The 25,950-nt window shown below is 71.6% G+C and carries 21 protein-coding genes and 1 pseudogene; 15 read left to right on the top strand and 7 right to left on the bottom strand.

From position 1 onward, the window contains the following. The first annotated feature begins 220 nt into the window (after positions 1-220). The 5 genes from ACIBK3_RS32945 (at position 221) to ACIBK3_RS32925 (ending at position 4,928) form a co-directional block, all read left to right on the top strand. On the top strand, positions 221-1,822 hold the full coding sequence (locus ACIBK3_RS32945) for a sensor histidine kinase (protein WP_399371110.1): 1,602 nt from the start codon (positions 221-223) through the stop codon (positions 1,820-1,822). Then, entirely contained in the window at positions 1,819-2,226 is a 408-nt protein-coding gene (locus ACIBK3_RS32940) for a roadblock/LC7 domain-containing protein (protein WP_030672479.1), read from the top strand. Before ACIBK3_RS32945 ends, ACIBK3_RS32940 begins: the two co-directional genes overlap by 4 nt. Continuing rightward, positions 2,223-2,663 (top strand): DUF742 domain-containing protein, encoded by a 441-nt coding sequence (locus tag ACIBK3_RS32935; RefSeq protein WP_399371109.1) that lies wholly within the window; start codon positions 2,223-2,225, stop codon positions 2,661-2,663. The genes ACIBK3_RS32940 and ACIBK3_RS32935 overlap by 4 nt, the downstream gene beginning before the upstream one ends. Beyond that, complete coding sequence (locus ACIBK3_RS32930) at positions 2,644-3,264, top strand: GTP-binding protein (RefSeq protein ID WP_399371108.1); 621 nt, start codon at positions 2,644-2,646, stop codon at positions 3,262-3,264. Before ACIBK3_RS32935 ends, ACIBK3_RS32930 begins: the two co-directional genes overlap by 20 nt. Positions 3,265-3,407: 143 nt before the next feature. Beyond that, positions 3,408-4,928, top strand: a complete 1,521-nt coding sequence (locus ACIBK3_RS32925) for a cytochrome P450 (protein ID WP_399371107.1) — start codon at positions 3,408-3,410, stop codon at positions 4,926-4,928. Here the strand turns inward: ACIBK3_RS32925 and ACIBK3_RS32920 are convergent. Both ACIBK3_RS32920 and ACIBK3_RS32915 read right to left on the bottom strand, forming a co-directional pair. Further along, positions 4,922-5,953: a pseudouridine synthase gene (locus ACIBK3_RS32920; RefSeq protein WP_399371106.1), complete on the bottom strand. Its 1,032-nt coding sequence runs from the start codon at positions 5,951-5,953 to the stop codon at positions 4,922-4,924. The genes ACIBK3_RS32925 and ACIBK3_RS32920 overlap by 7 nt on opposite strands. Positions 5,954-5,995: 42 nt before the next feature. Beyond that, positions 5,996-7,540: an amino acid permease gene (locus tag ACIBK3_RS32915; protein WP_399371105.1), complete on the bottom strand. Its 1,545-nt coding sequence runs from the start codon at positions 7,538-7,540 to the stop codon at positions 5,996-5,998. Between the two features lie 401 nt (positions 7,541-7,941). On the opposite strand from ACIBK3_RS32915, the pseudogene ACIBK3_RS32910 reads away from it, so the two are divergent. Beyond that, positions 7,942-8,132 (top strand): annotated as a pseudogene (locus ACIBK3_RS32910) (ABC transporter permease); the annotation flags it as partial. 66 nt (positions 8,133-8,198) lie between these two features. On the opposite strand, the gene ACIBK3_RS32905 reads toward ACIBK3_RS32910, so the two are convergent. Beyond that, positions 8,199-9,044, bottom strand: a complete 846-nt coding sequence (locus ACIBK3_RS32905; protein ID WP_399371104.1) for a siderophore-interacting protein — start codon at positions 9,042-9,044, stop codon at positions 8,199-8,201. 113 nt (positions 9,045-9,157) lie between these two features. After that, on the bottom strand, positions 9,158-10,087 hold the full coding sequence (locus ACIBK3_RS32900; protein WP_399371351.1) for a 5'-3' exonuclease H3TH domain-containing protein: 930 nt from the start codon (positions 10,085-10,087) through the stop codon (positions 9,158-9,160). A 240-nt stretch (positions 10,088-10,327) separates the two neighbouring features. On the opposite strand from ACIBK3_RS32900, the gene ACIBK3_RS32895 reads away from it, so the two are divergent. From ACIBK3_RS32895 to ACIBK3_RS32875, 5 genes are all read left to right on the top strand, one after another. After that, positions 10,328-11,407, top strand: a complete 1,080-nt coding sequence (locus tag ACIBK3_RS32895) for a glycine betaine/L-proline ABC transporter ATP-binding protein (protein WP_399371103.1) — start codon at positions 10,328-10,330, stop codon at positions 11,405-11,407. Then, positions 11,400-14,015: an ABC transporter permease/substrate binding protein gene (locus ACIBK3_RS32890; RefSeq protein WP_399371102.1), complete on the top strand. Its 2,616-nt coding sequence runs from the start codon at positions 11,400-11,402 to the stop codon at positions 14,013-14,015. Before ACIBK3_RS32895 ends, ACIBK3_RS32890 begins: the two co-directional genes overlap by 8 nt. A gap of 436 nt (positions 14,016-14,451) precedes the next feature. Further along, on the top strand, positions 14,452-15,018 hold the full coding sequence (locus tag ACIBK3_RS32885) for a helix-turn-helix domain-containing protein (protein WP_399371101.1): 567 nt from the start codon (positions 14,452-14,454) through the stop codon (positions 15,016-15,018). Beyond that, positions 15,018-15,731 carry a helical backbone metal receptor gene (locus tag ACIBK3_RS32880; protein WP_399371100.1) on the top strand — a complete coding sequence of 238 codons (714 nt, stop codon included), beginning with the start codon at positions 15,018-15,020 and terminating at the stop codon, positions 15,729-15,731. Before ACIBK3_RS32885 ends, ACIBK3_RS32880 begins: the two co-directional genes overlap by 1 nt. Before the next feature lie 203 nt (positions 15,732-15,934). Then, the gene (locus ACIBK3_RS32875; RefSeq protein ID WP_399371099.1) at positions 15,935-16,870 is read left to right on the top strand and encodes a LysR family transcriptional regulator; all 936 of its coding nucleotides are present in this window, start codon (positions 15,935-15,937) and stop codon (positions 16,868-16,870) included. A gap of 209 nt (positions 16,871-17,079) precedes the next feature. Here ACIBK3_RS32875 and ACIBK3_RS32870 read toward each other — a convergent pair whose 3' ends face one another. Further along, the gene (locus ACIBK3_RS32870; RefSeq protein WP_399371098.1) at positions 17,080-17,766 is read right to left on the bottom strand and encodes a gamma-glutamyl-gamma-aminobutyrate hydrolase family protein; all 687 of its coding nucleotides are present in this window, start codon (positions 17,764-17,766) and stop codon (positions 17,080-17,082) included. Between the two features lie 60 nt (positions 17,767-17,826). Continuing rightward, entirely contained in the window at positions 17,827-18,561 is a 735-nt protein-coding gene (locus ACIBK3_RS32865; protein WP_399371097.1) for a FadR/GntR family transcriptional regulator, read from the bottom strand. Positions 18,562-18,655: 94 nt separating this feature from the next. On the opposite strand from ACIBK3_RS32865, the gene ACIBK3_RS32860 reads away from it, so the two are divergent. From ACIBK3_RS32860 to ACIBK3_RS32845, 4 genes are read left to right on the top strand one after another with little or no spacing between them, the layout of a single operon-like run. Then, on the top strand, positions 18,656-20,026 hold the full coding sequence (locus ACIBK3_RS32860) for a glutamine synthetase family protein (RefSeq protein WP_399371096.1): 1,371 nt from the start codon (positions 18,656-18,658) through the stop codon (positions 20,024-20,026). A gap of 8 nt (positions 20,027-20,034) precedes the next feature. After that, positions 20,035-21,414, top strand: coding sequence for an aldehyde dehydrogenase family protein (locus ACIBK3_RS32855; RefSeq protein ID WP_399371095.1), 1,380 nt, complete (start codon positions 20,035-20,037; stop codon positions 21,412-21,414). Beyond that, entirely contained in the window at positions 21,411-22,199 is a 789-nt protein-coding gene (locus tag ACIBK3_RS32850; RefSeq protein ID WP_399371094.1) for a 3-oxoacyl-ACP reductase, read from the top strand. The genes ACIBK3_RS32855 and ACIBK3_RS32850 overlap by 4 nt, the downstream gene beginning before the upstream one ends. Positions 22,200-22,220: 21 nt before the next feature. Continuing rightward, positions 22,221-23,189 (top strand): DUF2510 domain-containing protein, encoded by a 969-nt coding sequence (locus tag ACIBK3_RS32845; RefSeq protein WP_399371093.1) that lies wholly within the window; start codon positions 22,221-22,223, stop codon positions 23,187-23,189. A gap of 43 nt (positions 23,190-23,232) precedes the next feature. Here ACIBK3_RS32845 and ACIBK3_RS32840 read toward each other — a convergent pair whose 3' ends face one another. Then, positions 23,233-24,435, bottom strand: coding sequence for an amino acid deaminase/aldolase (locus ACIBK3_RS32840; protein ID WP_399371092.1), 1,203 nt, complete (start codon positions 24,433-24,435; stop codon positions 23,233-23,235). Positions 24,436-25,950: the final 1,515 nt, after the last annotated feature.

Here is a 25,950-nt window from a genome sequence, read left to right as displayed (position 1 = left end):
GTGTAAATGGAGCCGAGGTTACCCCCTTCCCGTGCCGGGTTTCAGACGCTTGCTGAATATGACATAGCGATGATCCGGTCGGACTAAGCTCGCCCGCAGCGCACCGAGTTGAGGCGTATTCGTGCGCTTGTTCCCAAATGCGCAGAAGATCCAGAGACAGCTACCACCTTCCCCCCTGCAAGCTCCCCGACACCCCGCCGATTTTTTTCAGAGGGCCCACATGGTGAGTGTTCAATCTCCTCCAGGTCGCCGTGAACTCCCGTACAGCCGTGTGCTGTTGCTGCCCGCCATAGCGATGGCCGCGGCGACCGGGGCCGCCGTCGCGCTGGTGACGGCACCGGCCCGGGCGACCGTCGGCTGGTGCGGCGCCCTCGCCACGCTGCTGGTGATCGCGACGGCGTCGGAAGCGGTCCGCCGGGGCCGGGCCCTGCGCGACCTGCGCACGGAGCACGCCCGTCGCTCCGCGTATCTGGAACGGCGGATCGCCGGCCACGAGGAGGAGATGACCCGCCTCGCCAAGGAGATCCTGCCGACCGCGCTGCACCTGATGCGCGGCGGGAATTCCCCCGCAGAGGTGATTCGCCACCTCGGCAACGCCGAGACCGCCTGGCGCGAACTCCCCGAGTCGCAGGTGTCGTTGCTCAAGGCGGTGCTGACCATCATCGACACCGAGGACGTCATGCGCGACGCCGCGCAGCGCTCGTTCGTCAGCATCGCCCGCCGCGTCCAGGCCATCGTCCACCAGCAGGCCAACGAACTGCGGGAGATGGAGGAGGACCACGGCCGCAACCCCGAGGTCTTCACCGACCTGCTGCGCATCGACCACGGCACCGCGCTGATCGGCCGGCTCGCCGACTCCATCTCCGTCCTCGGCGGCGGCCGCCCCGGTCGTCAGTGGCCCGAGCCCGTCGCGCTCTACAGCGTGCTGCGCGGCGCGATGTCCCGGATCCTGGAGTACGGGCGCATCGACCTGACCTCCATCGCCAAGGTCAACGTCAAGGGCACCGCCGTCGAACCCGTCATCCACGCGGCGGCCGAACTCCTCGACAACGCCACCCGCTACTCGCCCCCGCAGACCAAGGTGCACGTCACCGCCACCGAGGTGCAGACGGGTGTCTGCATCGAGATCGAGGACGCCGGCGTCAGCCTCAGTGAGGATGCCCGGCTGAGGGCCGAGGGCATGCTGGAACGCGCCATGGCCGGTGTCGACCTGCAGGACCTCGGCGAGGCGCCGCGCCTGGGCCTCGCGGTCGTGGGCCGGCTGTGCCGGACGTACAACATGCAGGTCTCGCTGCGGGCCTCCGCGTACGGCGGGGTCCGCGCCATCCTCGTGGTACCCAGCGACATGCTCACCTCCGAGCCCGGCCTCGGACTCGCCCACGGCATCGGCGCAACGGCCGTGCCCCAGCCCGAACTCGGCGCGCTCCCCGGCCCCAAGCGCACGGTCAAGAACCGCCGCCCCACCAGCCCCAAGTCCGTCACTCCGGTCTCCATGGAGGACGACGTCCCCGAGGTCACCGAATGGACGGCCAACGGACTGCCGCAGCGCCGCAGCCGGGTCAAGACCTCGCTCACCCAGCGCTACGCCGAGCAGGCCGCCATCGAGCAGGCCGAACGGGAGGGCCGGCCGACCATCTGGTCGACCGCCCCACGCGAGCCCGAACCCGAGCCGGAGCCCGCTCAGAGGGCGCCCGACACCCCGCCGGGCCAGTGGGTCCAGGCGTTCTTCGACAACCTCAAGCGCCCGGACTCCACCGCACCCCCCCAGCCGACCGACGAACCGGCCCGCGTCGAGGCCGACGACGAGGGAGACCTCAAGTGATCCAGCAGCGCGGCAACTTCGACTGGATGCTCCAGGACCTCGCCAAGGGCGTACCGGGCATCCAGATGATCGTGGTGCTCTCCGCCGACGGCCTGCGCATCGCCCGCCACGGCGGCGACCCGGACACCGCCGACCGCGTCGCCGCGGCCTGCGCGGGCCTGCAGAGCCTGGCCGGCGCCGTCGCCCAGGAGATCCCGGGCAGCGAGGGCGAGATGAAGATGGTCCTCATCGAGATCCACGGCGGCTACTTCTACCTGATGGCCGCCGGCCCCAACGCCTACCTCGCGGTGCTCTCCGACGTACGCGCCGAACCCGGCTACATGAGCGCCCGCATGAGTGACCTGGTCATCCGGATCGGCGCGCACCTCACCAGCCCGCCCAGGCGCAACGGGCAGACCGTATGATTCCTCCGCAACGCCGGCGGCGGTACCCCAAGCAGGAACCCGAGCCGTACATCAGGGCGGAACCCGAACCGGCGCCCCCGCCCGAGGACGACCAGCAGCCCGAGGGGGAGAAGAAGAACCCCGAGCGGCTGTACGTGATCACCGGTCCGGACGGTGCCCGGCGCACCGAACTCGACCTGGTCACGTTGATCGTGGCGAGCGCCGATCCGCCGCCCTCCGCGGCGCCCGAGCAGGCGGCACTGCTCCGGCTGTGTACGGCCCCCCTGTCCGTGGCCGAGCTGTCGGCCTATCTGAGCCTGCCGTTCAGCGTGGTGACCGTGCTGATCACCGAGCTGCTGACGGCCGAACTGGTGACGGCGCGCGCCCCGGTCATCCGCCAGGCGCTGGCCGACCGTTCTCTCCTCGAAGCGGTGATGCATGGACTTCAAAAGCTCTGACACCGTCACGGGTCCCCGGAAGGAGGACCACCTCCCGCACACCGCCCAGGCGGCGGTGAAGATCGTCATCGTGGGCGGCTTCGGAGTCGGCAAGACCACCATGGTCGGCTCGGTCAGCGAGATCAAACCGCTGACCACCGAGGAGACCATGACCCAGGCCGGCGTCGGCGTCGACGACAACTACGGTTCCGAGTCCAAGACGGCCACCACCGTGGCGATGGACTTCGGCCGCATCAGCATCACCGACCAGCTCGTGCTGTACCTCTTCGGCACCCCCGGCCAGGAACGCTTCTGGTTCCTGTGGAACGGCCTGTTCGAGGGAGCGCTGGGCGCGGTCGTGCTGATCGACACCCGCCGCCTGGAGGTCAGCTTCGACGTCATGGGGCGCCTGGAGGAACGCGGCGTGCCCTTCATCGTCGCCGTCAACTCCTTCCCGGACGCGCCCCGTTACCCCGTCGAGGAGCTGCGCACCGCGCTCGACCTGGGCGAGGACATCCCCATCGTCGACTGCGACGCGCGCCGCCGCGCCTCCAGCCGGGACACCCTGATGACCCTCATGCGCTTCCTGCACTCCCTCGCCATGTCGGGCGCGCTGAGGTGACCGCCGCCGCACCCGCGCCGGCGGTTCCGCACGGACATGCGTGACAGCCGCCGCACCCGCGCCGGCGGTCCCGCACAGACATACGCGACAGACATGACATACGTGACATGCACGGACACCGGATCTCCTTCGGAGCGATCACTGTGACGCCTGAATCCCACTCCCCGACCGGCACGGACCCCGGCCTCGCCCCGCCGCCCGGCTGTCCCGCCCACGACCGCGGCCCCGGCGGCCTGCGCCGGCTCTACGGACCCGACGCGGAGAACCTCGGCTCCCTGTACGAGCAACTACGCGAGGAACACGGCCCGGTGGCGCCCGTGCTGCTCCACGACGACGTGCCGATGTGGGTGGTGCTCGGCCACGCCGAGAACCTGCACATGGTGCGTACGCCCTCCCAGTACTGCCGGGACAGCCGCATCTGGACCCCGCTCCTGGACGGTCTGGTCAAGCCCGACCACCCGCTCATGCCGCACATCGCCTGGCAGCCCATCGCCGCCCACGTCGAGGGCGACGAGCACCTGAGGCTGCGCGGCGCGGTCAACGGCGCCATCTCGACCATCGACCCCCGCGGCATCCGCCGGCACATCAACCGCCACACCCAGCGCCTGGTCAACCGGTTCTGCGAGGAGGGCGTCGCCGACCTGGTCAGCCAGTTCGCCGAGCACCTGCCGATGGCCGTGATGTGCGAGGTCCTCGGTATGCCCGACGAGTACAACGACCGGATCGTGCAGGCCGCCCGTGACATGCTCCGCGGTACCGAGACCGCGATCGCCAGCAACGCCTACATCATGGACGCCCTCGGCCGGCTCACGGCACGCCGCCGCGCCCGCCCCGAGGAGGACTTCACCAGCTACCTCATCACCCACCCGGCCCGGCTCAACGACGACGAGGTCCGCGAACACCTGCGGCTCGTGCTGATCGCCGCGTACGAGGCGACCGCCAACCTGCTCGCCAACGTGCTGCGCATGGTGCTCACCGACCCGCGCTTCCGCGCCCAGCTCAACGGCGGCCAGATGACGGTGCCGGAGGCGGTCGAGCAGTCCCTGTGGGACGAGCCGCCGTTCAGCTCGATCTTCGCCTACTTCGCCAAGCAGGACACGGAGTTGGGCGGCCAGCGCATCCGCAGGGGCGACGGACTGCTCTTCGGGATCGCGCCGGGCAACGTCGACCCCCGGGTGCGACCCGACCTCTCCGCCCACATGAAGGGCAACCGCTCCCACCTCGCCTTCGGCGGCGGGCCGCACGAGTGCCCCGGCCAGGACATCGGCCGTGCCATCGCCGACACCGGAGTGGACGCGCTGCTGATGCGGCTGCCGGACGTGGAACTCGACTGTCACCAGGACGAGTTGACCTGGACGGAGTCCATGTCCTCCCGCCACCTGGCGGAGCTGCCGGTGCGGTTCGCGCCGAAGCCGCCGCAGGAGGTGACGCTCACACCGGGCGCCCTTCCGGTTTCGCCGCCGCGCAACTCCTGGCAGGTCGGCACGCACCAGCCGGAGCCGGCCCCCGTCGCCGAGCCGGTCCCCCGGCCGACCGCCGCCCCGCTGCCACAGTCCGGCCCGCTGCCACAGTCCGGCCCGGCGCCACAGCCCGCCCCGGCACCCGAACCGGTCCGCCCGCGGGGCGCCTGGCGGCGCCTGCTGCGGTGGTGGCGCGGTTACTGACCGGGGGAACCCTCGTCGTACGACGCGGTCCGGTCGGCGTACGACGCGGTCCGGTCGGCGCACGGAGTCGCCCAGTCGTCGTACGACATCCAGGCCTCCAGAACTCGTCCGCTCCGGAACCGGTGCTCCACCCCCGTGACCGGATCGGTGAACTCCAGCCCCCGCGCCAGCAGTTGGAGCGGACGCCGGAAGTCACCGGCCGGCACGGGGGCGGTCACCACGGGGTAGAGCGGGTCGCCGAGGACGGGTACTCCGAGCGCGTTCATGTGGACCCGCAGCTGGTGGGTCTGGCCGGTGGCGGGGGTGAGCCGGTAGCGGCCGAGGGTGCCGTGGTGGCCGGCGACCGGCTCGCCCCGCTCGACCAGCTCCACCCGGCTGATCGCGTTCGGTTCGCCCTCCACCTCGTACGCGGCCAGTACCCCGCGCTCCTTCACGATCCGGCTGCGCACGGTCCGGGGCAGGGTGAGCGCGGGGGAGTACGGTGCCACGGCCTCGTACTCCTTGCGCACCCGCCGGTCGCGGAACAGCCCCTGGTAGGCGCCCCGTTCCCCGGGCCGTACGGTGAACAGCACCAGCCCGGCGGTGAGCCGGTCCAGCCGGTGGGCGGCGCCGAGCGTGGGAATGTCCAGCTCCCGGCGGAGCCGGGCGAGCGCGGTCTGGGTGACATGGCTGCCGCGCGGGGTGGTGGCCAGGAAGTGCGGCTTGTCGGCGACGACGATGTGCTCGTCGCGGTACACCACCTCGACCGGGAACGGCACCGGTACCTCGGCGCGCAGTTCCCGGTGGAACCACACGAACATCCCGGGCACGTACACCGCGTCCGGGGCCACCGCCCGCCCGTCCGCCCCGACGACCTGCCCCGCGTCGAACATCGCGTCGACGACCCCGGCGTGCGCCGCGAGCCGCTCCACCAGGTGCTCGCGCACCGTGGCCCACGGGCCCTCGGCGGGCAACCGCACCCGCACCGGGTCCACCCCCTCGCGCTGCGGCAGGGGAGAGGGCGGGATCCGGTGGTTGCGTGTCATCACGGGCAAGCCTAAGCGTGTACACCCGTGACCCGAGCCGGGTTACGCCGCGACCGCCTCGGGTGCCTCCACCACCGCGGCGCGTGCCTTGTACGCCCGGTAGGCCACGCCCGTCACCACGGTCGCGGTGAGGAACAGCACCGTGAACCACTGGAAGTACCAGTGCCCGCCCGCCGGGTCGTACACCGCGGCCCTCGGCCAGGCCAGGTTGACCGTCATGACCAGGCCGTAGAGGAGGGCGAGGGCGTTGACCGGGACGCCCCAGCGGCCGAGCGAGAAGAGCTTGGCGCCCGCCTCGTCGGTGCCCTCGACGGTGAACTGGCCGCGCAGCCGGCGGACCAGGAGGGGGCCGGTGACCATCGCGTAGGCCAGGTACAGCATCACGATGCAGGTGGTGCCGATGGCCAGGAAGGCATCCGGGGAGGCGAAGTTGAGCAGCAGGAGTACGGCCGCGAGAACGCCGACGACCACGGCCGGGGCGCTCGGCATGCCGGTGCGCGGGTTGACCTTGGCGAGGCGGGCGGAGAAGGGCAGCTGGCCGTCGCGGGCCATGGAGAACAGCATCCGGCAGGCCGCCGTCTGGATCGCCAGCGTGGCCACCGCGATCGCCACGACCACGTCGGCCAGCAGGACCCGGCCCACGCCGTCGCCCAGGCTGCTGGTGAGGACGTAGCTCAGGCCGTCGACGGACAGGTGCCCGTCGGTGAGGCTGGGAGCGGCGAGCAGGCCGCCGAGGACGATCAGGGTGGCGAGCAGACCGGCCGCGCCGAGCGCGACGAGGATGGTGCGGGGCGCGGTGCGCCGCGGGTGGTGCGTCTCCTCGCTCATCTCGCCCGCGCTGTCGAAGCCGATCATCACGTACGCCGCCGCGAACGAGCCCACCATCAGAGCCCCGAACAGGCCGGACTGGGCGGCGCCCGTGGTGTGGAAGGTGATGCCGGGGGAACGCTCGGAGTGGGTCAGCAGCAGAACGATGATCAGCACCGCTCCGATGATCTCGGCGGTGACGCCGACGCGGTTGATCACCGACATCACGCGGTTGTCGAGGATGTTCACCAGCGTGGTCAGCGCCAGCAGGATCACGCCGAGGACGGCCGCGTTGGCCGCGCCGTCCGCCGAGGTGACCGCCGTTTCGGTGCCGATCAGCTGGAAGCCGGACCAGATCGCCGGCAGCACCAGCTGCAGCGCCAGCGCGGCCGCCGCGACCACCACGATCTGCCCGATCACCATGATCCAGCCGGCGAACCAGCCGAACGTGAGGTTCGACAGGCGCGACGACCACTGGTAGATCGCGCCCGAGATCGGATAGCGCGCGGCCAGTTCGGCGAAGCAGGCGGCCACCAGCAGCTGCCCGAGCAGCACGGCCGGCCAGGTCCAGAAGAAGACGGGGCCGCCGAACGCGTACCCGAAGGCGAAGAACTGGAAGACGGTGGTCAGGACGGAGATGAAGGAGAACCCGGCCGCGAAGGACGCGTACCGGCCCAGGCTGCGGTGCAGTTCCTGGCGGTAGCCGAACTCGGTGAGTGAGCGGTCGTCCGGGGAGTGCGGAGGATCCGGGCGGACGTCGGAGGGGGCGGTTGTCGTCACGGCGGCCTGCCTTCGGCGCGGGAGCGGGGCGGAAGCGAGTTCCTGTCGGGTGACAGAAATTAGGGAGGCGCTGTTTCGACGGCGTCACGCGGGCATGTCCGGGGCGGGCCCAAGTGCTCACGGCGTGATGGAGTGCACTCGATCGCGATACATCGCGTGTGTGCGACGCCGATGGCACCGGCCCGCAGCGCCCTGCGTCGCAGGGGTTGCGCGACGGCGGTCCGGGCGCGGGGACTCCGTCGCCGGGCGCGACGTGCTGCGGCCGCCGCACCTCTTCAAGGGAGTCGTGGAACTCGGCGGCTTCGGCCCCTGCCTCGTACCTCGACTGCCTGATGCCGGGCGCGGTGGTGATGAGCGTCCTCAGCTCCGACGTGTGGGCGGCGATCCCGTCGACGCCGCCCGCGCGGATGCCGTCCTGGATACGGCACATCGCCGACTTCAACTCGCTCGACCGGGCGATGGTGGCGGGCCGTTCGGCGATGTCGGTGATTCGGACCCGGGCGAGGTGCTCAGCCGTGGGGGAGGGCTGCTCGCGGTGGCGGCGGTGTGGCTGTCGATCCGTACGTTCCGCTCCTACCAGCGGTCGGTGTAGTGCACCCCCGGGGACGCCCCCGATTGCTCGGTTTGCCGCGGTTTGCCTCGGTTTGCCTCGGTTGGGTCAGGAGGGCGTGGAGGTGCCCTCCTGCTCGGCCTCGATGCGTGCGTTCCACTCCCGCTTGGATGCCTGCCAGCCGTCCTCGTTGTGGCCGAGCCGCCAGTAACCGGAGATCGACAGGTCCTCGCGCGCGAGCCCGCGTTCGACACGCAGCAGATGGCGCAGTTCCTTCACGAAGTGCGCCTCCCCGTGCACGAACGCGTGCACGCGGCCCTCCGGGAACTCCAGCGCTCGTACGGCCTCGACCAGGGCCTCGCCGATGGGCCGGTCGCCGCGGTGCAGCCAGACGACCTCCACGTCGGAGTCGATCTTCTGCTGCTCCTCCGGCCCGGAGACCTCGACGAAGGCATGGACCCGGGCGCCGCCCGGCAGCGCCTCCAGGGACCGCGCGATCGCGGGCAGCGCGCTCTCGTCGCCGACGAGCAGATGCCAGTCGGCGGCCTGGTCGGGGGCGTAGGCGCCGCCGGGACCCATGAAGCGCACGGTCTCGCCCGGCCGCACCCGCAGGGCCCAGGGGCCGGCCAGGCCCTCGTCGCCGTGGATCACGAAGTCCAGTGTCAGCTCGCGGTGTTCGGCGTCCCAGGCGCGCACGGTGTACGTCCGCGTCACCGGCCATTGTTCGCGCGGGAACTCCTCGCGGATCCGCTGTATGTCGAAGGGCTCCGGGTAGGTGGCCCCGCCGCCGGGGAAGAGGAGCTTCACATAGTGATCGGTACAGGTGTCCGGCGAGAACTCGGCCAGACCCTCGCCGCCGAGCACCACCCGCTGCATATGGGGAGTCAGCCGTTCGGTGCGGATGACCTGCGCGGTGTGGGGTGTGCGCGGCTTGCGCTCCGGTCGTTCTGCCATGGCGACCTCCCGATCTATATGGTTAGGCTTGCCTAAGTTAACATCTCTTCCCTGTGGACGCGTCCTTCCGGGCAGGTTCATGACCTCTTCATGACCTCTTGCGGGGACGATGATTACGCCCCGAGGGTGGCGAGAAGTCGATGCAGTGATCCCCCCAGTCCCCGGTGGGCCGCCAGCTCCTCCAGTGCCACCGGATCGCGCGGGGTGCGCGGCACCACCGTGTCGACGTCCGGCAGCGGGACGTCGTCCGCGACCCGCACGACCTTCGGCGCCACCGCCAGATACGGCCGTGACTCGTCCAGGCGCTTGCGCTGCGCCGGCGTGAGCTTCGCCTTCGGGTCGTCGACCGCCGCCAGGATCCCGGCCAGGTCACCGAACTCAGCGAGCAGCTTGGCAGCCGTCTTCTCACCGATCCCTGGCACGCCGGGCAGGCCGTCGCTCGGGTCGCCGCGCAGCAGCGCCAGATCCGCGTACCCCTTGCCGTCGACCCCATACTTCTCCCGCAGCCACGCCTCGTCCGTCAGCTGCAGGGAGCCCACGCCCTTGAGCGGGTACAGCACCCGCACCTCGCGCGCGTCGTCCACCAGCTGGTACAGGTCGCGGTCGCCGGTGACGATGTCGACCGGGCCCTTCGCGCGCGCGGTGAACGTGCCGATCACGTCGTCCGCCTCGTACCGGGCGACGCCCACGCGGGCGATGCCGAGCGCGTCCAGCACTGCCTCGATGATCGGCACCTGAGGCGAGAGGGTGTCCGGCACCTCCTCCTCGTCCGGCCCCGTCTCGTGCGCCTCGGCGACGCGGTGGGCCTTGTACGAGGGGATCAGCTCGACCCGCCACCGGGGCCGCCAGTCGGCGTCCATGCACGCCACCAGGTGATCGGGCCGGTGGTCCTTCACCAGGCGGTCGATGAACTCCAGCAGTCCGCGCACGGCGTTCACCGGGGTGCCGTCGGGGGCCTTCACGGACTCCGGGACGCCGAAGTAGGCGCGGAAGTAGAGCGAGGCGGTGTCGAGAAGCATCAGTCGTCCGGTCACGCCACGCATCATGCCGTACACCACTGACAGGGACGGCCGGCCAAAACCCCGTCGGCGACGATGTCGTCGCCGGCGCGGGCCGGTACGCGGAGCGGACGGGCGGACGTAAACGTCCTGTGAACTGGACCACCTCTGCGTTTGGTCAAAAGGTGTCTGGGCAGGCGCCGCCACTAAGAGATGCGCCGGTTGCACTTTCAACTGATCGCGGCCCCGCGTCTCTGCTTCTGCCCGCCGAGACTAGAGGTACGCGTGTCATCCAGACTTGAGGCCGCAGGCCTTTACAAGGTGTTCGGGAGACGACCGGACGACGCGGTCGAGCGGCTCCGCCAGGGCGCCGACCGGGAGGAACTGCGCGCCGACGGCACCACCGCCGCCGTCGTTGACGCCTCCTTCACCGTGGAACCCGGCGAGATCTTCGTCGTGATGGGTCTGTCGGGCTCCGGCAAGTCCACGCTGCTGCGGATGCTCAACGGCCTCCTGGAGCCGACCGCGGGCCATGTCCGCTTCGGCGGGCAGGACCTGACCGCCCTCAGTGACCGCGACCTGCGCGAGGTCCGCGCGCACAAGATCAGCATGGTCTTCCAGCACTTCGCGCTCTTCCCGCACCGCAGCGTCCTGGAGAACGCCGCCTACGGCCTCGCCGTCCAGGGCCTTCCCCGGCGCGAGCGCGAGGAGCGGGCCGCCGAGGCGCTCGCCCTGTGCGGACTGGCCGGCTGGGAGAAGTCCTGGCCCGACGAGCTGTCCGGCGGCATGCAGCAGCGCGTGGGTCTGGCCCGCGCCCTCGCCACCAACGCCGACCTGCTCCTCATGGACGAGTCGTTCAGCGCGCTCGACCCGCTGATCCGCCGTGACATGCAGGACCAGCTCATCGAGCTGCAGAAGTCCCTGAAGAAGACGATCGTCTTCATCACCCACGACCTCAACGAGGCCATGCGGCTGGGCGACCGGATCGCCGTGATGCGCGACGGCCGTATCGTCCAGATCGGCACCGCGGAGGACATCCTCGTCCGGCCCGCCGACGACTACGTCGCCTCCTTCACCAAGGACGTCGACCGCTCCCGGGTGCTGACCGCCTCCTCCGTCATGGACACCTCCGTATCGGGCGACAGCCCCAGCTGCAGTTGTGAGACCGCCACCGCCGACACCCCGTTCGCGGAGCTGTGCGCGATCAGTGCCCGCCTGTCGCACCGGGTCTCGGTGGTCGACGAGGCGAACCGGGTCATCGGTGTCGTACCGCGGGAGCGGCTGATCGCCTTCCTCGGCGACGAGGTCCCACAAGCCGTGCCGTGCGACAACCCCGACGGCGAGAAGGTGGTGACCCGTGCCTAGGATTCCGCTCGGCGACTGGGTCAACGACGCCGTCGACTGGCTGCTCGGCCACATGGCCTGGCTCTTCGACTTCCTCAAGACCGTCTTCACCGGCACCTACGACGGGATCAACGCCGTCCTGCAGGCGCCCGAACCGCTGCTGCTCGCGGGCATCTTCGCGGTGCTCGCGTTCTGGCTGCGCGGCACTCTGGCCGGTGTCCTCACCTTCGTGGGCTTCGCCTTCATCGACTCCCTCGAACTGTGGGACGACGCGATGGTGACCCTCTCGCTCGTCCTGGTCGCCACGATCATCGCGCTGGTGATCTCGGTACCGGTGGGCATCTGGGCGGCGCGCTCGGACCGGGTCAGCGGACTGGTCCGGCCGGTGCTGGACTTCATGCAGACGCTGCCCGCGATGATCTACCTCATCCCGGCGATCCTGTTCTTCGGCACCGGCGCCTCCGCGGGCATCGTCGCCACCCTGATCTTCGCGCTCGCCCCCGGCGTGCGCATGACCGAGCTCGGCATCCGCCAGGTCGACAAGGAACTGGTCGAAGCGGCCGACGCGTTCGGTACCGCGCCCCGCGACGTCCTGCTGCGGGTCCAGCTCCCGCTGGCCTTGCCCACCGTGATGGCGGGCGTCAACCAGGTCATCATGCTCGGTCTGTCCATGGCAGCGATCGCCGGCATGGTCGGCACCGGCGGCCTCGGCGGCGACGTCAACCAGGCCATCGGCCAGCTCAACGTGGGCCTCGGCTCCGAGGCCGGTGTCGCCATCGTGATCCTCGCGATCTACCTCGACCGCATGACCAGCGCGCTGGGCACCCAGGTCTCCCCGCTGGGCCGCCGCGCCGCCGCCCGGGTACGGGCCGCACAGGGCCTGAAGATCTGGTCGTACCGGCCCCGCCCGCAGGTCGCCGTGATCGGCGTCGTGGCCCTCGCCCTCGTGGCGGGCGGCATGGGCATGTTCGGCGGCACCCCGGGCGGCTCCGCCGTCGCCGACGGCAAGGACATCGGCCAGGGCAAGAAGATCACCATCGGCTACATCCCCTGGGACGAGGGCGTCGCCTCCACCTTCCTGTGGAAGGAGATCCTCGAACAGCGCGGCTATCAGGTGAACACCCAGCAGTTCGAGGCCGGTCCGCTCTACACCTCCCTCGCTCAGGGCAGCGTCGACTTCCAGACCGACGCCTGGCTGCCGACCACGCACGAGCAGTACTGGAAGAAGTACGGCAGCAAGCTCGACGACCTGGGCGCCTGGTACGGCCAGACCTCCCTGGAGCTGAGCGTGCCCGCGTACATGAAGGGCGTCGACTCGCTGGCCGACCTCAAGGGCAAGGCGGCCACCTTCGGCGGGAAGATCACCGGGATCGAGCCCAGCGCCGGCATGATGAGCCTGCTGAAGACCAAGGTCCTCAAGGAGTACGGCCTCGACAAGGAGTACAAGGTCGTCGACAGCTCCACGCCGGCGATGCTGGCCGAGCTCAAGCGGGCGTACAGCAAGAAGGAACCGATCGTCGTCACGCTCTGGTCGCCGCACTGGGCGTACAGCGACTACGACCTGAAGAAGCTGAAGGACCCCAAGGGCGCCTGGGGCAAGGGCGACCGGGTGCACACCATCGCCCGCAAGGGTTTCGCGGCCGACAACCCGGTCGTCGGCGAGTGGCTGAAGAACTTCAAGATGGACGAGAAGCAGCTCACCAGCCTGGAAGCCGAGATCAACAAGGCGGGGGAGGGGAAGCAGCAGCAGGCGGTGCGCGCCTGGCTGAAGCAGAACCCGGGCGTCGTCGACAAGCTGGCCCCGGCCGCGGGCGGCTCCGGCTCGACCCCCGCGGAGGCCAAGGACCCGATCGACGTGGCCTGGTTCCCCTGGGACGAGGACATCGCCGTCACCTACCTCTGGAAGAACGTCCTGGAGCGGCGCGGCTACAAGCTCAACCTCAAGCAGATGGATGTCGGCCCGGTCTACACCGGTCTGGCCTCCGGCGACCTGGACCTCAACTTCGACGCGTGGCTGCCGTACGCGCAGAAGAACTACTGGGACCAGAGCAAGGACAGACTCGCCGACCTCGGCACCTGGTACCAGCCGACCTCGCTGGAGGTCGCGGTGCCGTCGTACGTCAAGGGCGTGAAGTCCTACGAGGACCTCAAGGGCAAGGCCGGCCTCTTCGACGGGAAGATCATCGGCATCGAGCCGGGCACCGGCGAGATGAACCTGCTCAAGACGAAGGTCCTGCCCGGCTACGGCCTGGACAAGGAGTACGAGGTCGTGGACGGCTCCACGCCCGCGATGCTCGCCGAACTCAAGCGCGCGTACGCCAAGAAGGAGCCCGTCGCGGTCGTCCTGTGGTCGCCGCACTGGGCGTACAGCCAGTACGACCTGACCAAGCTGAAGGACGACAAGAAGTTCTTCGGTGAGGGCAACACCATCCGCACGATCTCCAACAAGAAGTTCCCCGAGCAGTACCCGCAGCTCACCAAGTGGATCAAGAACTTCAAGATGAGCGAGGACGAGCTCGGCAGCCTGGAGGCCGAGATCAACCAGCGCGGCCAGGGCCACGAGGAGGAAGCGGTCGCCGCCTGGCTGAAGGAGCACCCGGACATGGTCGGGCGGATGACCCCGCAGTAGCCGCCGTATCCGGATCGCCCGAGGGGCGGGCCTCCCCACGCGTCCTGACAGCGTGTGGTGAGGTCCGCCCCTCGGGGCATGCCCCTGTCCCCGTCCGCCCCTCTCTCCCACGAAAAGGATCCGGCCAACCACATAGCGCTACGCACCCGCCCGAACTTTCCTGTGTCACGTGAGCAGCCGGTGGACCGACGCCAGGCCCCCGTGGGGAGGGGCGGCCGGCCTGAGCGCGGCCCAGCCGTTTCCGGGCCGATCCACTGGCGAGAACTGTGAGGTCCGACCGCATGCGGGATGCCCTCGATGTGACGGCCGCATGAAACGGTTTGCCGAACATGCGTAGGGTGCAGACAACTCCTCAGGAGCGGTGAGCCCGAAAGCGGGGCACACGGAACAACGGACAGCGACAGCCGGCCGACGAGCGAAGGAGGGAGCCGGAGCGATGGGCGACCACAAAGAACAGCCCCTTCGGGTGGGCGCGGCCGTGCGGCGCCGCCGCCGTGCCCTGGAGCTCACCCTCGCCGTCGTGGCCGAACGCAGCGGCCTGTCGGTCCCCTTCCTCAGCCAGATCGAGAACGAACGCGCGCGCCCCAGCCAGAGCTCCCTGGAAAAAGTCGCCGACGCCCTGCGCACCACCGCCGTGGAACTCCTCGCCGCCGCCGACCCGGCGTGCAGCGTCGACGTGGTCCGCGCCGAGGACGGCGAGCCACTGCTCGCGCCGCAGGTGCGTTCCCTGGTGCGCGGTCACCATCAGATGCACGCCTCGGAGTTCACCGGCGACCACGACGCGGGCCGTGAATTCCAGTACCGCAACGACCAGTTGATGTACGTCGCCGACGGCGCCGTGGAGATCGAGGCGGAGGGCCGCGCCTACCGGCTGGGCCGCGGCGACACCCTGTACCTCACCGGCGGCGTGCGCCACCGCTGGCGGGCCACGGTGGGCGACACGCGGGTGATCGTCGTCGCGGTGGCCGAACACGTCGAAGCCGTCCAGGACCGGCAGCGGTAGTGCGAGTCGTCTCCCTGGTGCCGTCCCTCACGGAGGCCGTGGCCGGCACGGGCACACTGGTCGGCGCCACGGACTGGTGCACTCATCCGGCGGATCTCGACGTCCTGCGGGTCGGCGGCACCAAGAACCCCAAGCTCGACCGGATCGTCGCCCTCGCCCCGGACCTGGTGATCGCCAACGAGGAGGAGAACCGGGCCCCCGACCTCGCGGCCCTGCGCGAGGCGGGCGTCGAGGTGCTGGTGACGGAAGTGCGCGACGTACCGCAGGCCTTCCGGGAACTCCAGAGGGTGCTTGAGGCCTGCGGGGCGAGGACCCGCCCGCGCTGGCTGGACGAGGCCGAGGAAACCTGGTCGGCGCTACGGCCGCCGGAGCGCCGTACGACAGCGGTCGTACCGATCTGGCGCCGGCCCTGGATGGTCCTGGGCCGGGACACCTTCGCGGGCGACGTCCTGGCCCGCCTGGGCGTCGACCACCTGTACACGGGACACGCCGAGCGGTATCCGCGCATCCCCGTCGAGGAACTGCGGGCCGCCGCCCCCGACGTGGTGGTCCTCCCGGACGAGCCCTACCGCTTCACCTCCGACGACGGCCCGGAGGCCTTCCCCGGCCTGCCCTGCGCTCTGGTCAGCGGACGGCACCTGACGTGGTACGGGCCCTCGCTGGCCGAGGCGCCACGGCTGCTCGGTGAGGCTCTGCGAGCAGCTCTCCGCTGAGCAGGCCGCGCGCGGTGCACACGGCGGCGGTGCCCCAGGCGGCGACGAGACCGGCGTACAGCACGACCGCGATCCCGTCGTAGGCGGGCAGCCCGGTGTGCCGGGCCAGTGCCTCGGCCCCGGTGAGCATGTGTCCACGGTCTCGCCGGTCGGCGGGGACCGCGACCAGGGAGTTTGTTTCTATGAAGGCATAAGCTGTCTTTATGAGCGGCGATGGGGAACAGGACAAATCCCGGTTCGGGGTGAGCGGCTCGCTGGCGCACCGGGTGCCGGATCTCGGTGCGCTGGAGCTGCTGCTGGCGGTGGCGCGGCTCGGAAGTCTGGGCCAGGCGGCGCGTGAGCTGGGGATCACCCAGCCCGCCGCGAGCAGCCGGGTCCGCTCGATGGAACGCCAGCTGGGGGTGGCCCTGGTGGACCGCTCGCCCCGCGGCTCCCGGCTCACCGACGCCGGGGCGCTGGTCACCGACTGGGCCCGGCGGATCGTGGAGGCGGCGGAGTCATTCGACGTGGGGGCGCAGGCCCTGCGGGACCGCCGCGACTCCCGGCTCCGGGTGGCGGCGAGCATGACCATCGCCGAGTACCTGCTGCCGGGCTGGCTGCTCGCGCTGCGCGCCCAGCGGCCGGACACCGCGGTGTCGCTGCTAGCCGGCAACTCGGCGGCGGTGGCCGAGCGGCTGCTGTCGGACGAGGCGGACCTGGGGTTCGTGGAGGGGCTCAGTGTCCCCACCGGGCTGGACTCCGTGGTCATCGCCCACGACCGTCTGATCGTGGTGACGGCGCCGGGGCACCCGTGGGCGCGGCGTCGCCGTCCCCTGGAGGCCTCCGAACTGGCCGCGACCCCCCTGATCCTGCGCGAGAAGGGCTCGGGCACGCGTCAGGTCCTCGACACGGCCCTGGGCGGCCTGGCACGGCCCCTGATCGAGCTGTCGTCCACCACGGCGGTGAAGGCGGCGGCGGTGAGCGGGGCCGGGCCGGCGGTGCTCAGCGAACTGGCCGTGCGGGAGGAGCTGGCGATGCGGCGGCTGGTGAGCGTGCCGGTGGAGGGGGTCTCACTGGCCCGGGACCTACGGGCGGTGTGGCCGACGGGGCACCGGCCGGTGGGGCCGGCCCGGGAGCTGCTGTCGCTGACGCGCGGGTAGGCGGGCCGTCAGCCGGGTGCTTCCGTTCGGGGTGCCTGGCGTGTGCCGGCTCCCGTGGTTCCGTTCGGGGTGCCTGGCGTGTGCCGGCTCCCGTGCTTTCGTTCAGGGGCCCTGGCCTCTGCCCGCTCCCGTGCTTTCGTTCGGGATGCCTGGCCGATGCCCGCCGCCGTGCTCCCGTTCCGGACGTCTGGCCGGTGCCGCCCACGTCTCTACAAGGACGCGGCCTCCACCAGCGCCCCCATCACCCGCACGTCCTCGCCCATCTCCGGATGCCACTGCACGCCCAGCACCCAGTGCGGGCCGGGCAGCTCGACCGCCTCCGCCGTCCCGTCCTCCGCGTACGCCGAGACGATCAGGCCCGCGCCGAGACGGTCGACCGACTGGTGGTGGAAGGTGGGCACCGAGGTCTCCTCCGGAACGACCTCGGCGTACGACGTCCCCGGCACGGGCTTGACCGGGTGCCGCCCGAAGACCCCGGGCACCTCCGCGTGCCCGTCGATGTGCTGGACGAGCGTGCCGCCCAGGGCGACGTTCAGCAGCTGCATGCCCCGGCAGATGCCCAGCAGCGGGACCCGTGCGGCCAGGGCCGCGTCGATCAGCGCGAGTTCCCAGGCGTCCCGGGCGGGGGCGGGCGGTCCGGTGCGGGGGGCGCGCTCGGCGCCGTAGCGGGCCGGTTCGACGTCCGGGCCGCCCGCGATCACCAGGCCGTCCAGGCGGGCGACGGTCGCCGCGGCGTGCTCCGGGGCGTCCGGCGGGAGCATCGCGGCCAGCCCGCCCGCGCGCTGTACGAGCCGCGGGTACCCGGCGGGCAGCAGGGCGGCCTCCAGCTCCCACCCGCCCCAGCGCGTGCCGGTCTCCAGATACGTACTGACACCGATCAGCGGCCTGCGCGACATGTGCCCCTCCGATCCCTCAATGGACTGCTGTCATACCTTTTCGAACCGTGGGTTGCCGGCTCAGGCCAGGAATCCCCGCAGCAGCGCCGCCGTCCCCGCGCAGTGCTCCCGCATCATCTCCCGCGCCCCGTCCGCGTCCCCGTCGAGGACCGCCTCGACCAGTGCGGTGTGCTGGCGCTGGGAGTGCTCCAGGTTGCGCACCAGGAGCGGGATGCAGTCCAGGAGGTCGTTCACCGAGGCCCGTACCGCCGCGTACCGCGCGGTCAGCGTGGGTGAGCCGCACAGTTCGGCGAGGGTGAGGTGGAGCAGGGTGTCCAGGCGGCGGTACTCGGTCAGCGGGGCGTCCTGCGTCGCGGCCAGCGCCTCGCGCAGCCGGTGTGCCTGGTCCGCCGAGAGCCCGTGCGTGGCGCACAGACCCGCCGCGCCCACCTCCAGCACCTCCCGGAAACGCAGGACGTCCTCGATGTCGACCGCGGCGATCCGCCGCCGCAGCTCGTCCTCGCCGCGGGCGTCCGTACGCGGCAGGACGAACGTTCCGCCGTACCGGCCGCGCCGCGACTCGACCAGTCCCTGGTCCTGGAGCACCTTCAGCACCTCGCGCAGGGTCACCCGGCTGATCCCGAGCCGCTCCGCCAGCTCCCGCTCCGCGGGCAGCCGTTCGCCGCCCGGCACCAGGCCGAGCCGGACCACCTGGAGGATCTGCTCCAGCGCCTCCTCGAAACCGTTGCCCGCCCGCACCGCCCGCAGCACGGGCGTCAACGGGTCGTCCGGGCCGCCGTCAGCCTGCAGCGACATATGGCCGTGCCCCCTTCCCAAGCAATGGTTCTCGGCAATACCTTATGGCTTCCGGCCCGGCCGAAAAAGCGCGAAGAAGCCGAAGGAGCGTTCCGTGGCAGACCGCACACCCCCGCTGAGCGTCGAGGAGCTGCACACCCTCGTCGCCGGCGGTGAGATCGACACTGTCGTCCTGGCCTTCCCCGATATGCAAGGGCGGCTCCAGGGCAAGCGGTTCGCCGCCCGTTTCTTCCTCGACGAGGTCCTCCACCACGGCACCGAGGGCTGCAACTACCTCCTCGCCGTCGACACCGAGATGAACACCGTCGAGGGCTATGCCATGTCCTCCTGGGACCGGGGGTACGGCGACTTCGCCATGCACCCGGACCTGTCCACCCTGCGCCGCGTCCCCTGGAACGCCGGTACGGCCATGCTCATCGCCGACCTCGCCTGGAACGACGGCTCCCCGGTCGTCGCCGCCCCCCGCCAGATCCTGCGGCGCCAGCTGGAACGCCTCGCCGAACACGGCTTCGCCGCCCAGGTCGGCACGGAGCTCGAGTTCATCGTCTTCAAGGACAGCTACGAGCAGGCGTGGGACGCCAACTACCGCGGGCTGACCCCGGTCAACCAGTACAACGTCGACTACTCGGTGCTCGGGACCGGCCGCGTCGAGCCCCTGCTGCGCCGCATCCGCAACGACATGGCCGCCGCCGGCCTCACCGTCGAGTCCGCCAAGGGCGAGTGCAACCCCGGCCAGCACGAGATCGTCTTCCGCTACGACGAGGCCCTGGTCACCTGCGACCAGCACGCCGTCTACAAGACCGGGGCCAAGGAGATCGCCGCCCAGGAGGGCGTCTCGCTCACCTTCATGGCCAAGTACAACGAGCGCGAGGGCAACTCCTGTCACATCCACCTCTCGCTCACGGACGCGGCCGGCGACAACGCCATGGCGGGCTCCTCCCAGGACGAGGGCGGCATGTCGGAGGTCATGCGGTACTTCCTCGCCGGACAGCTGGCCGCGCTGCGGGACTTCTCGCTCCTGTACGCCCCCAACATCAACTCCTACAAGCGTTTCCAGCCGGGCTCCTTCGCCCCGACCGCCGTCGCCTGGGGCTACGACAACCGCACCTGCGCCCTCCGGGTGGTCGGCCACGGCCGCTCCCTGCGCTTCGAGAACCGGCTGCCCGGCGGCGACGTCAACCCGCACCTCGCGGTGGCCGGGCTGGTGGCGGCCGGCCTGTACGGCATCGAGCAGAAGCTGGAACTCCCGGACGCCTGCGTGGGCAACGCCTACACCGCCGACTACGCGCATGTCCCCGGCACGCTCCGTGAGGCCGCCGAGCTCTGGGAGAACAGCCCGATCGCCAAGGCCGCCTTCGGTGACGAGGTCGTCGCGCACTACCGCAACATGGCCCGCGTCGAACTGGACGCCTTCGACGCCGCGGTGACCGACTGGGAGCTGCGCCGCTCCTTCGAACGCATGTGAGGTCCGTCTTGTCCCACGAGCACGAACTCCAGGTACTGAACCCCGCGAACGAAGAGGTCGTCGCCACCGTCCGGGCCGCCACCGCGGCCGACGTCGACGAGGCCGTCGTACGCGCCACGCAGGCGCAGGTCCGGTGGGCCGCCCTCGCACCCGGCGAGCGGGCCCGGCTGCTGCGCCGGTTCGCCGTCGCCGTGGACGAACACGTCGAGGAACTCGCGCGGCTGGAGGTCCGCGAGGCCGGCCACACCGTCGGCAATGCCCGCTGGGAAGCCGGCAACGTCCGTGACCTGCTGGACTACGCGGCCGGCGGAGTGGAGCGGCTGACGGGACGGCAGATCCCGGTGGCCGGCGGCCTCGACGTCACGATCCTCGAACCGCTGGGCGTCGTCGGCGTCATCGCGCCCTGGAACTTCCCGATGCCGATCGCGGCCTGGGGCACCGCCCCGGCGCTCGCGGCCGGCAACGCGGTCATCCTCAAGCCCGCCGAGACGACCCCCCTGACCGCCCTGCGCCTGGCCGAACTGGCCCTGGAGGCAGGCCTGCCCGAGGGGCTGTTCCAGGTGCTGCCCGGACACGGGCCCGTCGCGGGCAACGCGCTCGTCGAGCATCCGGGCGTCGCCAAGATCGTCTTCACCGGGTCGACAGCCGTGGGCAAACAGGTGTTGGCGAAGGGCTCGGCGCTCCTCAAGCGCGTCACCCTCGAACTCGGCGGCAAGAGCCCCAACATCGTCTTCGCCGACGCCGACCTCGAAGCCGCCGCCGCAGCCGCCCCGATGTCCTTCCTGGACAACTCCGGCCAGGACTGCTGCGCCCGCACCCGGATCCTGGTCCAGCGCAGCGCCTACGACCGGTTCCTCGACCTCCTGACCCCGGCGATCGAAGCCGTCCGCGTCGGCGACCCGGCCGACGAGACGACGGACATGGGCCCGCTGATCTCCAAGGTCCAACTGGAGCGCGTGCGTTCGTACGTCGCGTCGGACGCCGACGGCATCCGCGGCAAGGCCCCCGAAGGTCCGGGCTTCTGGTTCCCGCCCACCGTCCTCACCGGCGTCGACCCGCACGCGCGGGTGGCCGTCGAGGAGGTCTTCGGCCCGGTCGCGGTCGTCCTGCCCTTCGACGACGAGGCGGACGCCGTCCGGCTCGCCAACGCCACCGACTACGGCCTGGCCGGCTCCATCTGGACCCGGGACATCGGCCGCGCCCTGCGCGTCTCCCAGGCGGTCAGGGCGGGCAACCTGTCCGTCAACTCGCACTCCAGCGTGCGCTACTGGACCCCCTTCGGCGGCTTCAAACAGTCCGGCATCGGCCGCGAACTCGGCCCGGACGCCCTGACCGCCTTCACCGAGACCAAGAACGTCTTCATCAGCACGGAAGGCCCCGCACAGTGACCGCATCCGACGACATCATCTGCCGCCGCCTGGTCGGCCGCACCGCCGTCATCACCGGAGCCGGCAGCGGCATCGGCCTCGCCACCACCCGCCGGCTCGCCTCCGAGGGCGCGCACGTCGTCTGCGGCGACGTCGACGAGACCCGCGGCAAGGCCGCCGCCGAGGAGGTCGGCGGAACGTTCGTGAAGGTCGACGTCACCGACCCCGAGCAGGTCGAGGCGCTGTTCCGGACGGCGTACGACACCTACGGCAGCGTCGACATCGCCTTCAACAACGCCGGCATCTCCCCGCCCGACGACGACTCCATTCTGGAGACCGGCCTGGAGGCCTGGAAGCGCGTCCAGGAGGTCAACCTGACCTCCGTCTACCTGTGCTGCAAGGCCGCGATCCCCTACATGCGGCGGCAGGGCAAGGGCTCCATCATCAACACCGCGTCCTTCGTGGCCCGGATGGGCGCGGCGACCTCGCAGATCTCGTACACCGCGTCCAAGGGCGGTGTCCTCGCCATGTCCCGGGAACTGGGCGTGCAGTTCGCGCGGGAGGGCATCAGGGTCAACGCCCTGTGCCCGGGCCCCGTCAACACCCCCCTCCTCCAGGAGCTGTTCGCCAAGGACCCCGAGCGGGCCGCCCGCCGGCTCGTGCACATCCCGCTCGGCCGGTTCGCCGAGGCCGAGGAGATCGCCGCCGCCGTCGCCTTCCTGGCCAGCGACGACTCCTCCTTCGTCAACGCCTCCGACTTCCTGGTGGACGGCGGGATCTCGGGGGCTTACGTCACACCGCTGTAGGGCCCGTCCTACAGTGCCGGGATGAGCACGACGCCTCCGCCCGGCTGGTACCCCGACCCCTCGGCCCCGCATCTGCAGCGCTGGTGGGACGGGACCTCGTGGACCGACCACCGACACGGCCCGGAGGCCCTCGGGCCTCCGGGGGCGCCGCACGCTGTCGGCGGCCCGGTCGCCGGGGCCGTCGGCGGGGCTTCGGGCGGGGCTTCCGGGCGGGCGAAGGCCGTCGCTCTGGGCGCCGCCGGGCTCGTCCTGGTCGCCTCGATCGTCACGGGCGCGTTCGTCCTGCGCGACGGCGACAGCGACGGCGGCGACACGAACGCGAACACCGCGCCCACCCTGCCGGCTCCCTCCTCCGGGTCGGCACAGACGGCGGAGACAGCGCCGGACAGTCCCTCACCGACGCCGTCCGCCGACGAACCGGCCGTCGTGGTGGACCAGCTCAACGGCATCACTCTGCCGCTGCCGGAGGGCTGGACCAGGCCCGAGAACGTCTCCTCGGACGACGTCGTCATGATGACCGACGACGGGACCTACGACTGCCCCGCCGGCGTCGGCATCTGCCGCCACGGCCTGGTCTCCTCGCGCACGGTCACCGAGACCGACGAACGGTCCCCCGAGGCCCTCGCCAAGGCCGACATCTCCAAGGCGGCCGACGACGCCTACGACCGCGACTCCCTCGGCCAGCGCCCCTACGGCGGGATCGAGTCCCACCGGAGCGTCGGGTCCGGGCAGGTCGCGGTGGCGGGCCGGGCCGGGTACTTCGTGCGCTGGCGGGTTACGACGGCCAAGGGCCCCGGCGGCTATGTGCAGTCCCTGGTGTTCCCGTCCAGCGTCGGCAGCGAGTCGCCGGTCCTCGTACGGTTCGTCTTCGACGCGGGCCCGGACGGACCCCCGCTCGCCGACATGGACCGCGTCACCAAGGGAATCCGGGCGGTCGGCGACGCGGACACGGGCGGGGGAGTGGGCAGCAGCATCGGCCCGACGAGCTGAGCCGCCGAGCTTCTGAGCTGAAGCGCCGAGCGAGAGCGCTGGGCTAGAGGAAGGTGTGGCCCTCCCCGCGGTACGTCGGGACGGTCGCCGTCACCGTGTCGCCCTCGATCAGGTGCAGGGCGTCGAACCGCTCGCACAGCTCACCGGCCTTCGCGTGCCGGAACCACACCTTGTCGCCGAGGAGCAGGTCGTCGGCGGGGGAGCCGAGCAGCGGGGTCTGCACCTCGCCGGGCCCCTCCTGGGGGTCGTACTTCAGACCTTCCGGAAGGTACGGCACCGGCAGCCGGTCGGGCCCGGCCGCGCCGGAGGCGGGATAACCGCCGCCGAGGACGGTCACCACCCCGACCCCCGGCCGCCGCACGACGGGCTGGGCGAACAGGGCCGCCGGACGCCCGCTGAAGGACGTGTAGTTGTCGAACAGCCGCGGGACGTACAGGCCCGACCCGGCGCCTATCTCGGTGACCGCGTCCTCCGCGGCGGTGTGCTGCACACTGCCCGTGCCGCCGCCGTTGACGAACTCCAGGTCCGGCACCACGGCCCGCACCGCCCGCACCACCGCGGCCCGCCGCTCGGCCAGTTCCCGGCGGGCGGTGGCCTGCATCAGCCGCACGGCACGCGACCGCAGCGGCCGCCCGGCGACGGCGTCCCCGACACCGGCGATGTGCCCCTCGTACGCCATGATGCCGACGACCTTGAACCCCGGCCGCCGGGCCACGGCACGGGCCATGTCGGCGACCCGCGCGGGGGAGTGCAGCGGTGAGCGGCGGGCCCCGACCCGCACGCGGCCCCCGAGCAGCTTCAGGGAGGTGTCCAACTCCAGGCAGACCCGGATGACTTCGCGTCCGCCGTCGCGGGCCTCGTCGATCAGCCTGAGCTGCGCCGGGTCGTCGACCATCACGGTCACGGCGGCGGCGAGCTTGGGATCTGCCGCCAGCTCGGCGAATCCGGCGCGGTCGGCGGACGGGTAGGCGAGCAGGACGTCGTCGAATCCGCTCCGGGCCAGCCAGAGGGACTCGGCGAGGGTGAAGGACATGATGCCCGCGAAGCCGTCCCGTGCCAGCACGCGTTCCAGCATGGCCCGGCAGCGTACGGACTTGCTGGCGAGGCGGATCGGCTTGCCGCCGGCACGACGGACGAGATCGTCCGCGTTCGCGTCGAAGGCGTCCAGGTCCACGATCGCGAGGGGGGCGTCGAGATGGGCGGTGGCCCGGTCGTAACGGGCCCGGTCGGCGGCGCGCGCAGTCATGGACGCAGCCTGCCAGACAGGATTACCGCAGGGTAGGGGGACGTTCCGGGCAGATGCCCCGGGCTCGCGGACTGGTTCCCGTGCGCCCGGGGACAACCCGTAGAGTGACGCGCACGCACGGAGGACCGTCCCGTCCCCGGCCGCACGGCCGCACCGGGATGGCGGTCCGCCCGCGCGGGTATGCGTGCCCGGACGGCGTGGTCCACGCCGGGCCGGGCCGACGGTGACACTGGCCCGCGTACGAGGAGACGGCCCGGGCACGAGGAAACGGGGGGTGCATGAGCACGGAGGCGAGGCGCGCCCCGGTTCCCCCGCACCCGCCGGAACCGCCTGCGGCGGGGGGCCAGGAGAGCGGCCCGGCACGAGCAGGCGGGAGCGGGTCCGAGAGCGGTTCGGGCGCCGGTGTCGGTGTGGGTTCGATGCCGGTGGGCCGGGGTGTTTCGGGGGTTGGTCCGGTGCCGGGCGGTGGGAGCGGTTCCGGTTCTGGGACCGAAGCCGGTTCTGGTTCTGGTTCGTCTCCGGGTTCGTCGTCCGGTGCGCCGGCCCGTCGCCTTGGCCGCGAGTCCGACGGTGACGAGGTCGGCCGTACGCCGTCCTTCCAGAGCTTCGGCGCCCGCTTCCCCGGCCTGAGGGCCCCGTCCTTCGGGACCAACGGCTCCATCTCCACGCCGCCCCCGCCGAAGGCATCGGCCCGGTTCCCGGACACACCGCCGCCACGTCCGGGCAACGGACCGACCGCGCCGGGTTCGGCTTCTCCGCGTTCGGACGACGAGCCCTCCGTCTTCGACCCCTTGCCTCCACGGTCGAACGCGAGGCCGGCCGCGCCGGGCTCCGTACCGCCGCGGCCGACTGCCGACCCGGCGGCTTTGGGTTCCGTACCGCCACGGCCGGGTGCCGGACCGATGGCGCCGGGCAGCGTGCCGCCCCGGACGGGAGACGTGACGTCGGGGCGGGGTGTCGTACCGCCGCGGTCGAGTGCGGAGGCGTCCGCGCAGGGTCCCGCGGCACCGTCGGCGGGTGCCGAAGTGTCCGCGCCGGGGCGCGTGCCGCCCCGGCCCCGTACGAGGCCTGAGGCCGGAGGAGCTCTGCCGCCTTTGTCGGGTACGGGGGTCCCGGCGTCCGACCGGATACCGCCCCGCCCGAGCCATCGGCCTCCGATACCGCCCCTCCGTACCTCCGCGCCCGCCGAAAACGCGTCGGAGACGACGTTCCGGCTCGGCCCGGTCCCCGCGGACCGGACGTCGGAGCAGCCGGGACCCCGCGCGGGCTCCGCGTGGTCCGGAGCCGGCCGAGACTCCGCGCACATCGAGTCGTACGGCTCGGCGGCTTCACCCGTTGGCCCGGCGTCGCGCCCGCAGGCAGCCTCGTCCGAACCCACCCGCGAACCGCGGCGGCAGGGTTCCGCTCCGTCCGATTCGTACGGCTCGGCGGCTTCAACCGGCGGCCCGGGTTCGCGTTCGCAGTCAGGTCCGTCCGCGCCGGCCGGCGAGCCGCAGCGGCCGGGCGCCGGCTCCG

Origin of the sequence: Streptomyces sp. NPDC050287, from assembly GCF_044459385.1 — a bacterium.
GTDB lineage: Bacteria > Actinomycetota > Actinomycetes > Streptomycetales > Streptomycetaceae > Streptomyces.
This window is presented reverse-complemented; position numbering and strand designations above follow the sequence as displayed.

What these genes read in the sequence shown, in the direction of transcription:
- ACIBK3_RS32920 (WP_399371106.1), bottom strand. Translation starts at nt 5,953, where the DNA reads ATGACACGCAACCACCGGATCCCGCCCTCTCCCCTGCCGCAGCGCGAG.
- ACIBK3_RS32930 (WP_399371108.1), top strand. Translation starts at nt 2,644, where the DNA reads ATGGACTTCAAAAGCTCTGACACCGTCACGGGTCCCCGGAAGGAGGAC.
- ACIBK3_RS32875 (WP_399371099.1), top strand. Translation starts at nt 15,935, where the DNA reads ATGAGCGGCGATGGGGAACAGGACAAATCCCGGTTCGGGGTGAGCGGC.
- ACIBK3_RS32865 (WP_399371097.1), bottom strand. Translation starts at nt 18,561, where the DNA reads ATGTCGCTGCAGGCTGACGGCGGCCCGGACGACCCGTTGACGCCCGTG.
- ACIBK3_RS32900 (WP_399371351.1), bottom strand. Translation starts at nt 10,087, where the DNA reads ATGCGTGGCGTGACCGGACGACTGATGCTTCTCGACACCGCCTCGCTC.
- ACIBK3_RS32935 (WP_399371109.1), top strand. Translation starts at nt 2,223, where the DNA reads ATGATTCCTCCGCAACGCCGGCGGCGGTACCCCAAGCAGGAACCCGAG.
- ACIBK3_RS32945 (WP_399371110.1), top strand. Translation starts at nt 221, where the DNA reads ATGGTGAGTGTTCAATCTCCTCCAGGTCGCCGTGAACTCCCGTACAGC.
- ACIBK3_RS32885 (WP_399371101.1), top strand. Translation starts at nt 14,452, where the DNA reads ATGGGCGACCACAAAGAACAGCCCCTTCGGGTGGGCGCGGCCGTGCGG.
- ACIBK3_RS32840 (WP_399371092.1), bottom strand. Translation starts at nt 24,435, where the DNA reads ATGACTGCGCGCGCCGCCGACCGGGCCCGTTACGACCGGGCCACCGCC.
- ACIBK3_RS32905 (WP_399371104.1), bottom strand. Translation starts at nt 9,044, where the DNA reads ATGGCAGAACGACCGGAGCGCAAGCCGCGCACACCCCACACCGCGCAG.
- ACIBK3_RS32845 (WP_399371093.1), top strand. Translation starts at nt 22,221, where the DNA reads ATGAGCACGACGCCTCCGCCCGGCTGGTACCCCGACCCCTCGGCCCCG.
- ACIBK3_RS32870 (WP_399371098.1), bottom strand. Translation starts at nt 17,766, where the DNA reads ATGTCGCGCAGGCCGCTGATCGGTGTCAGTACGTATCTGGAGACCGGC.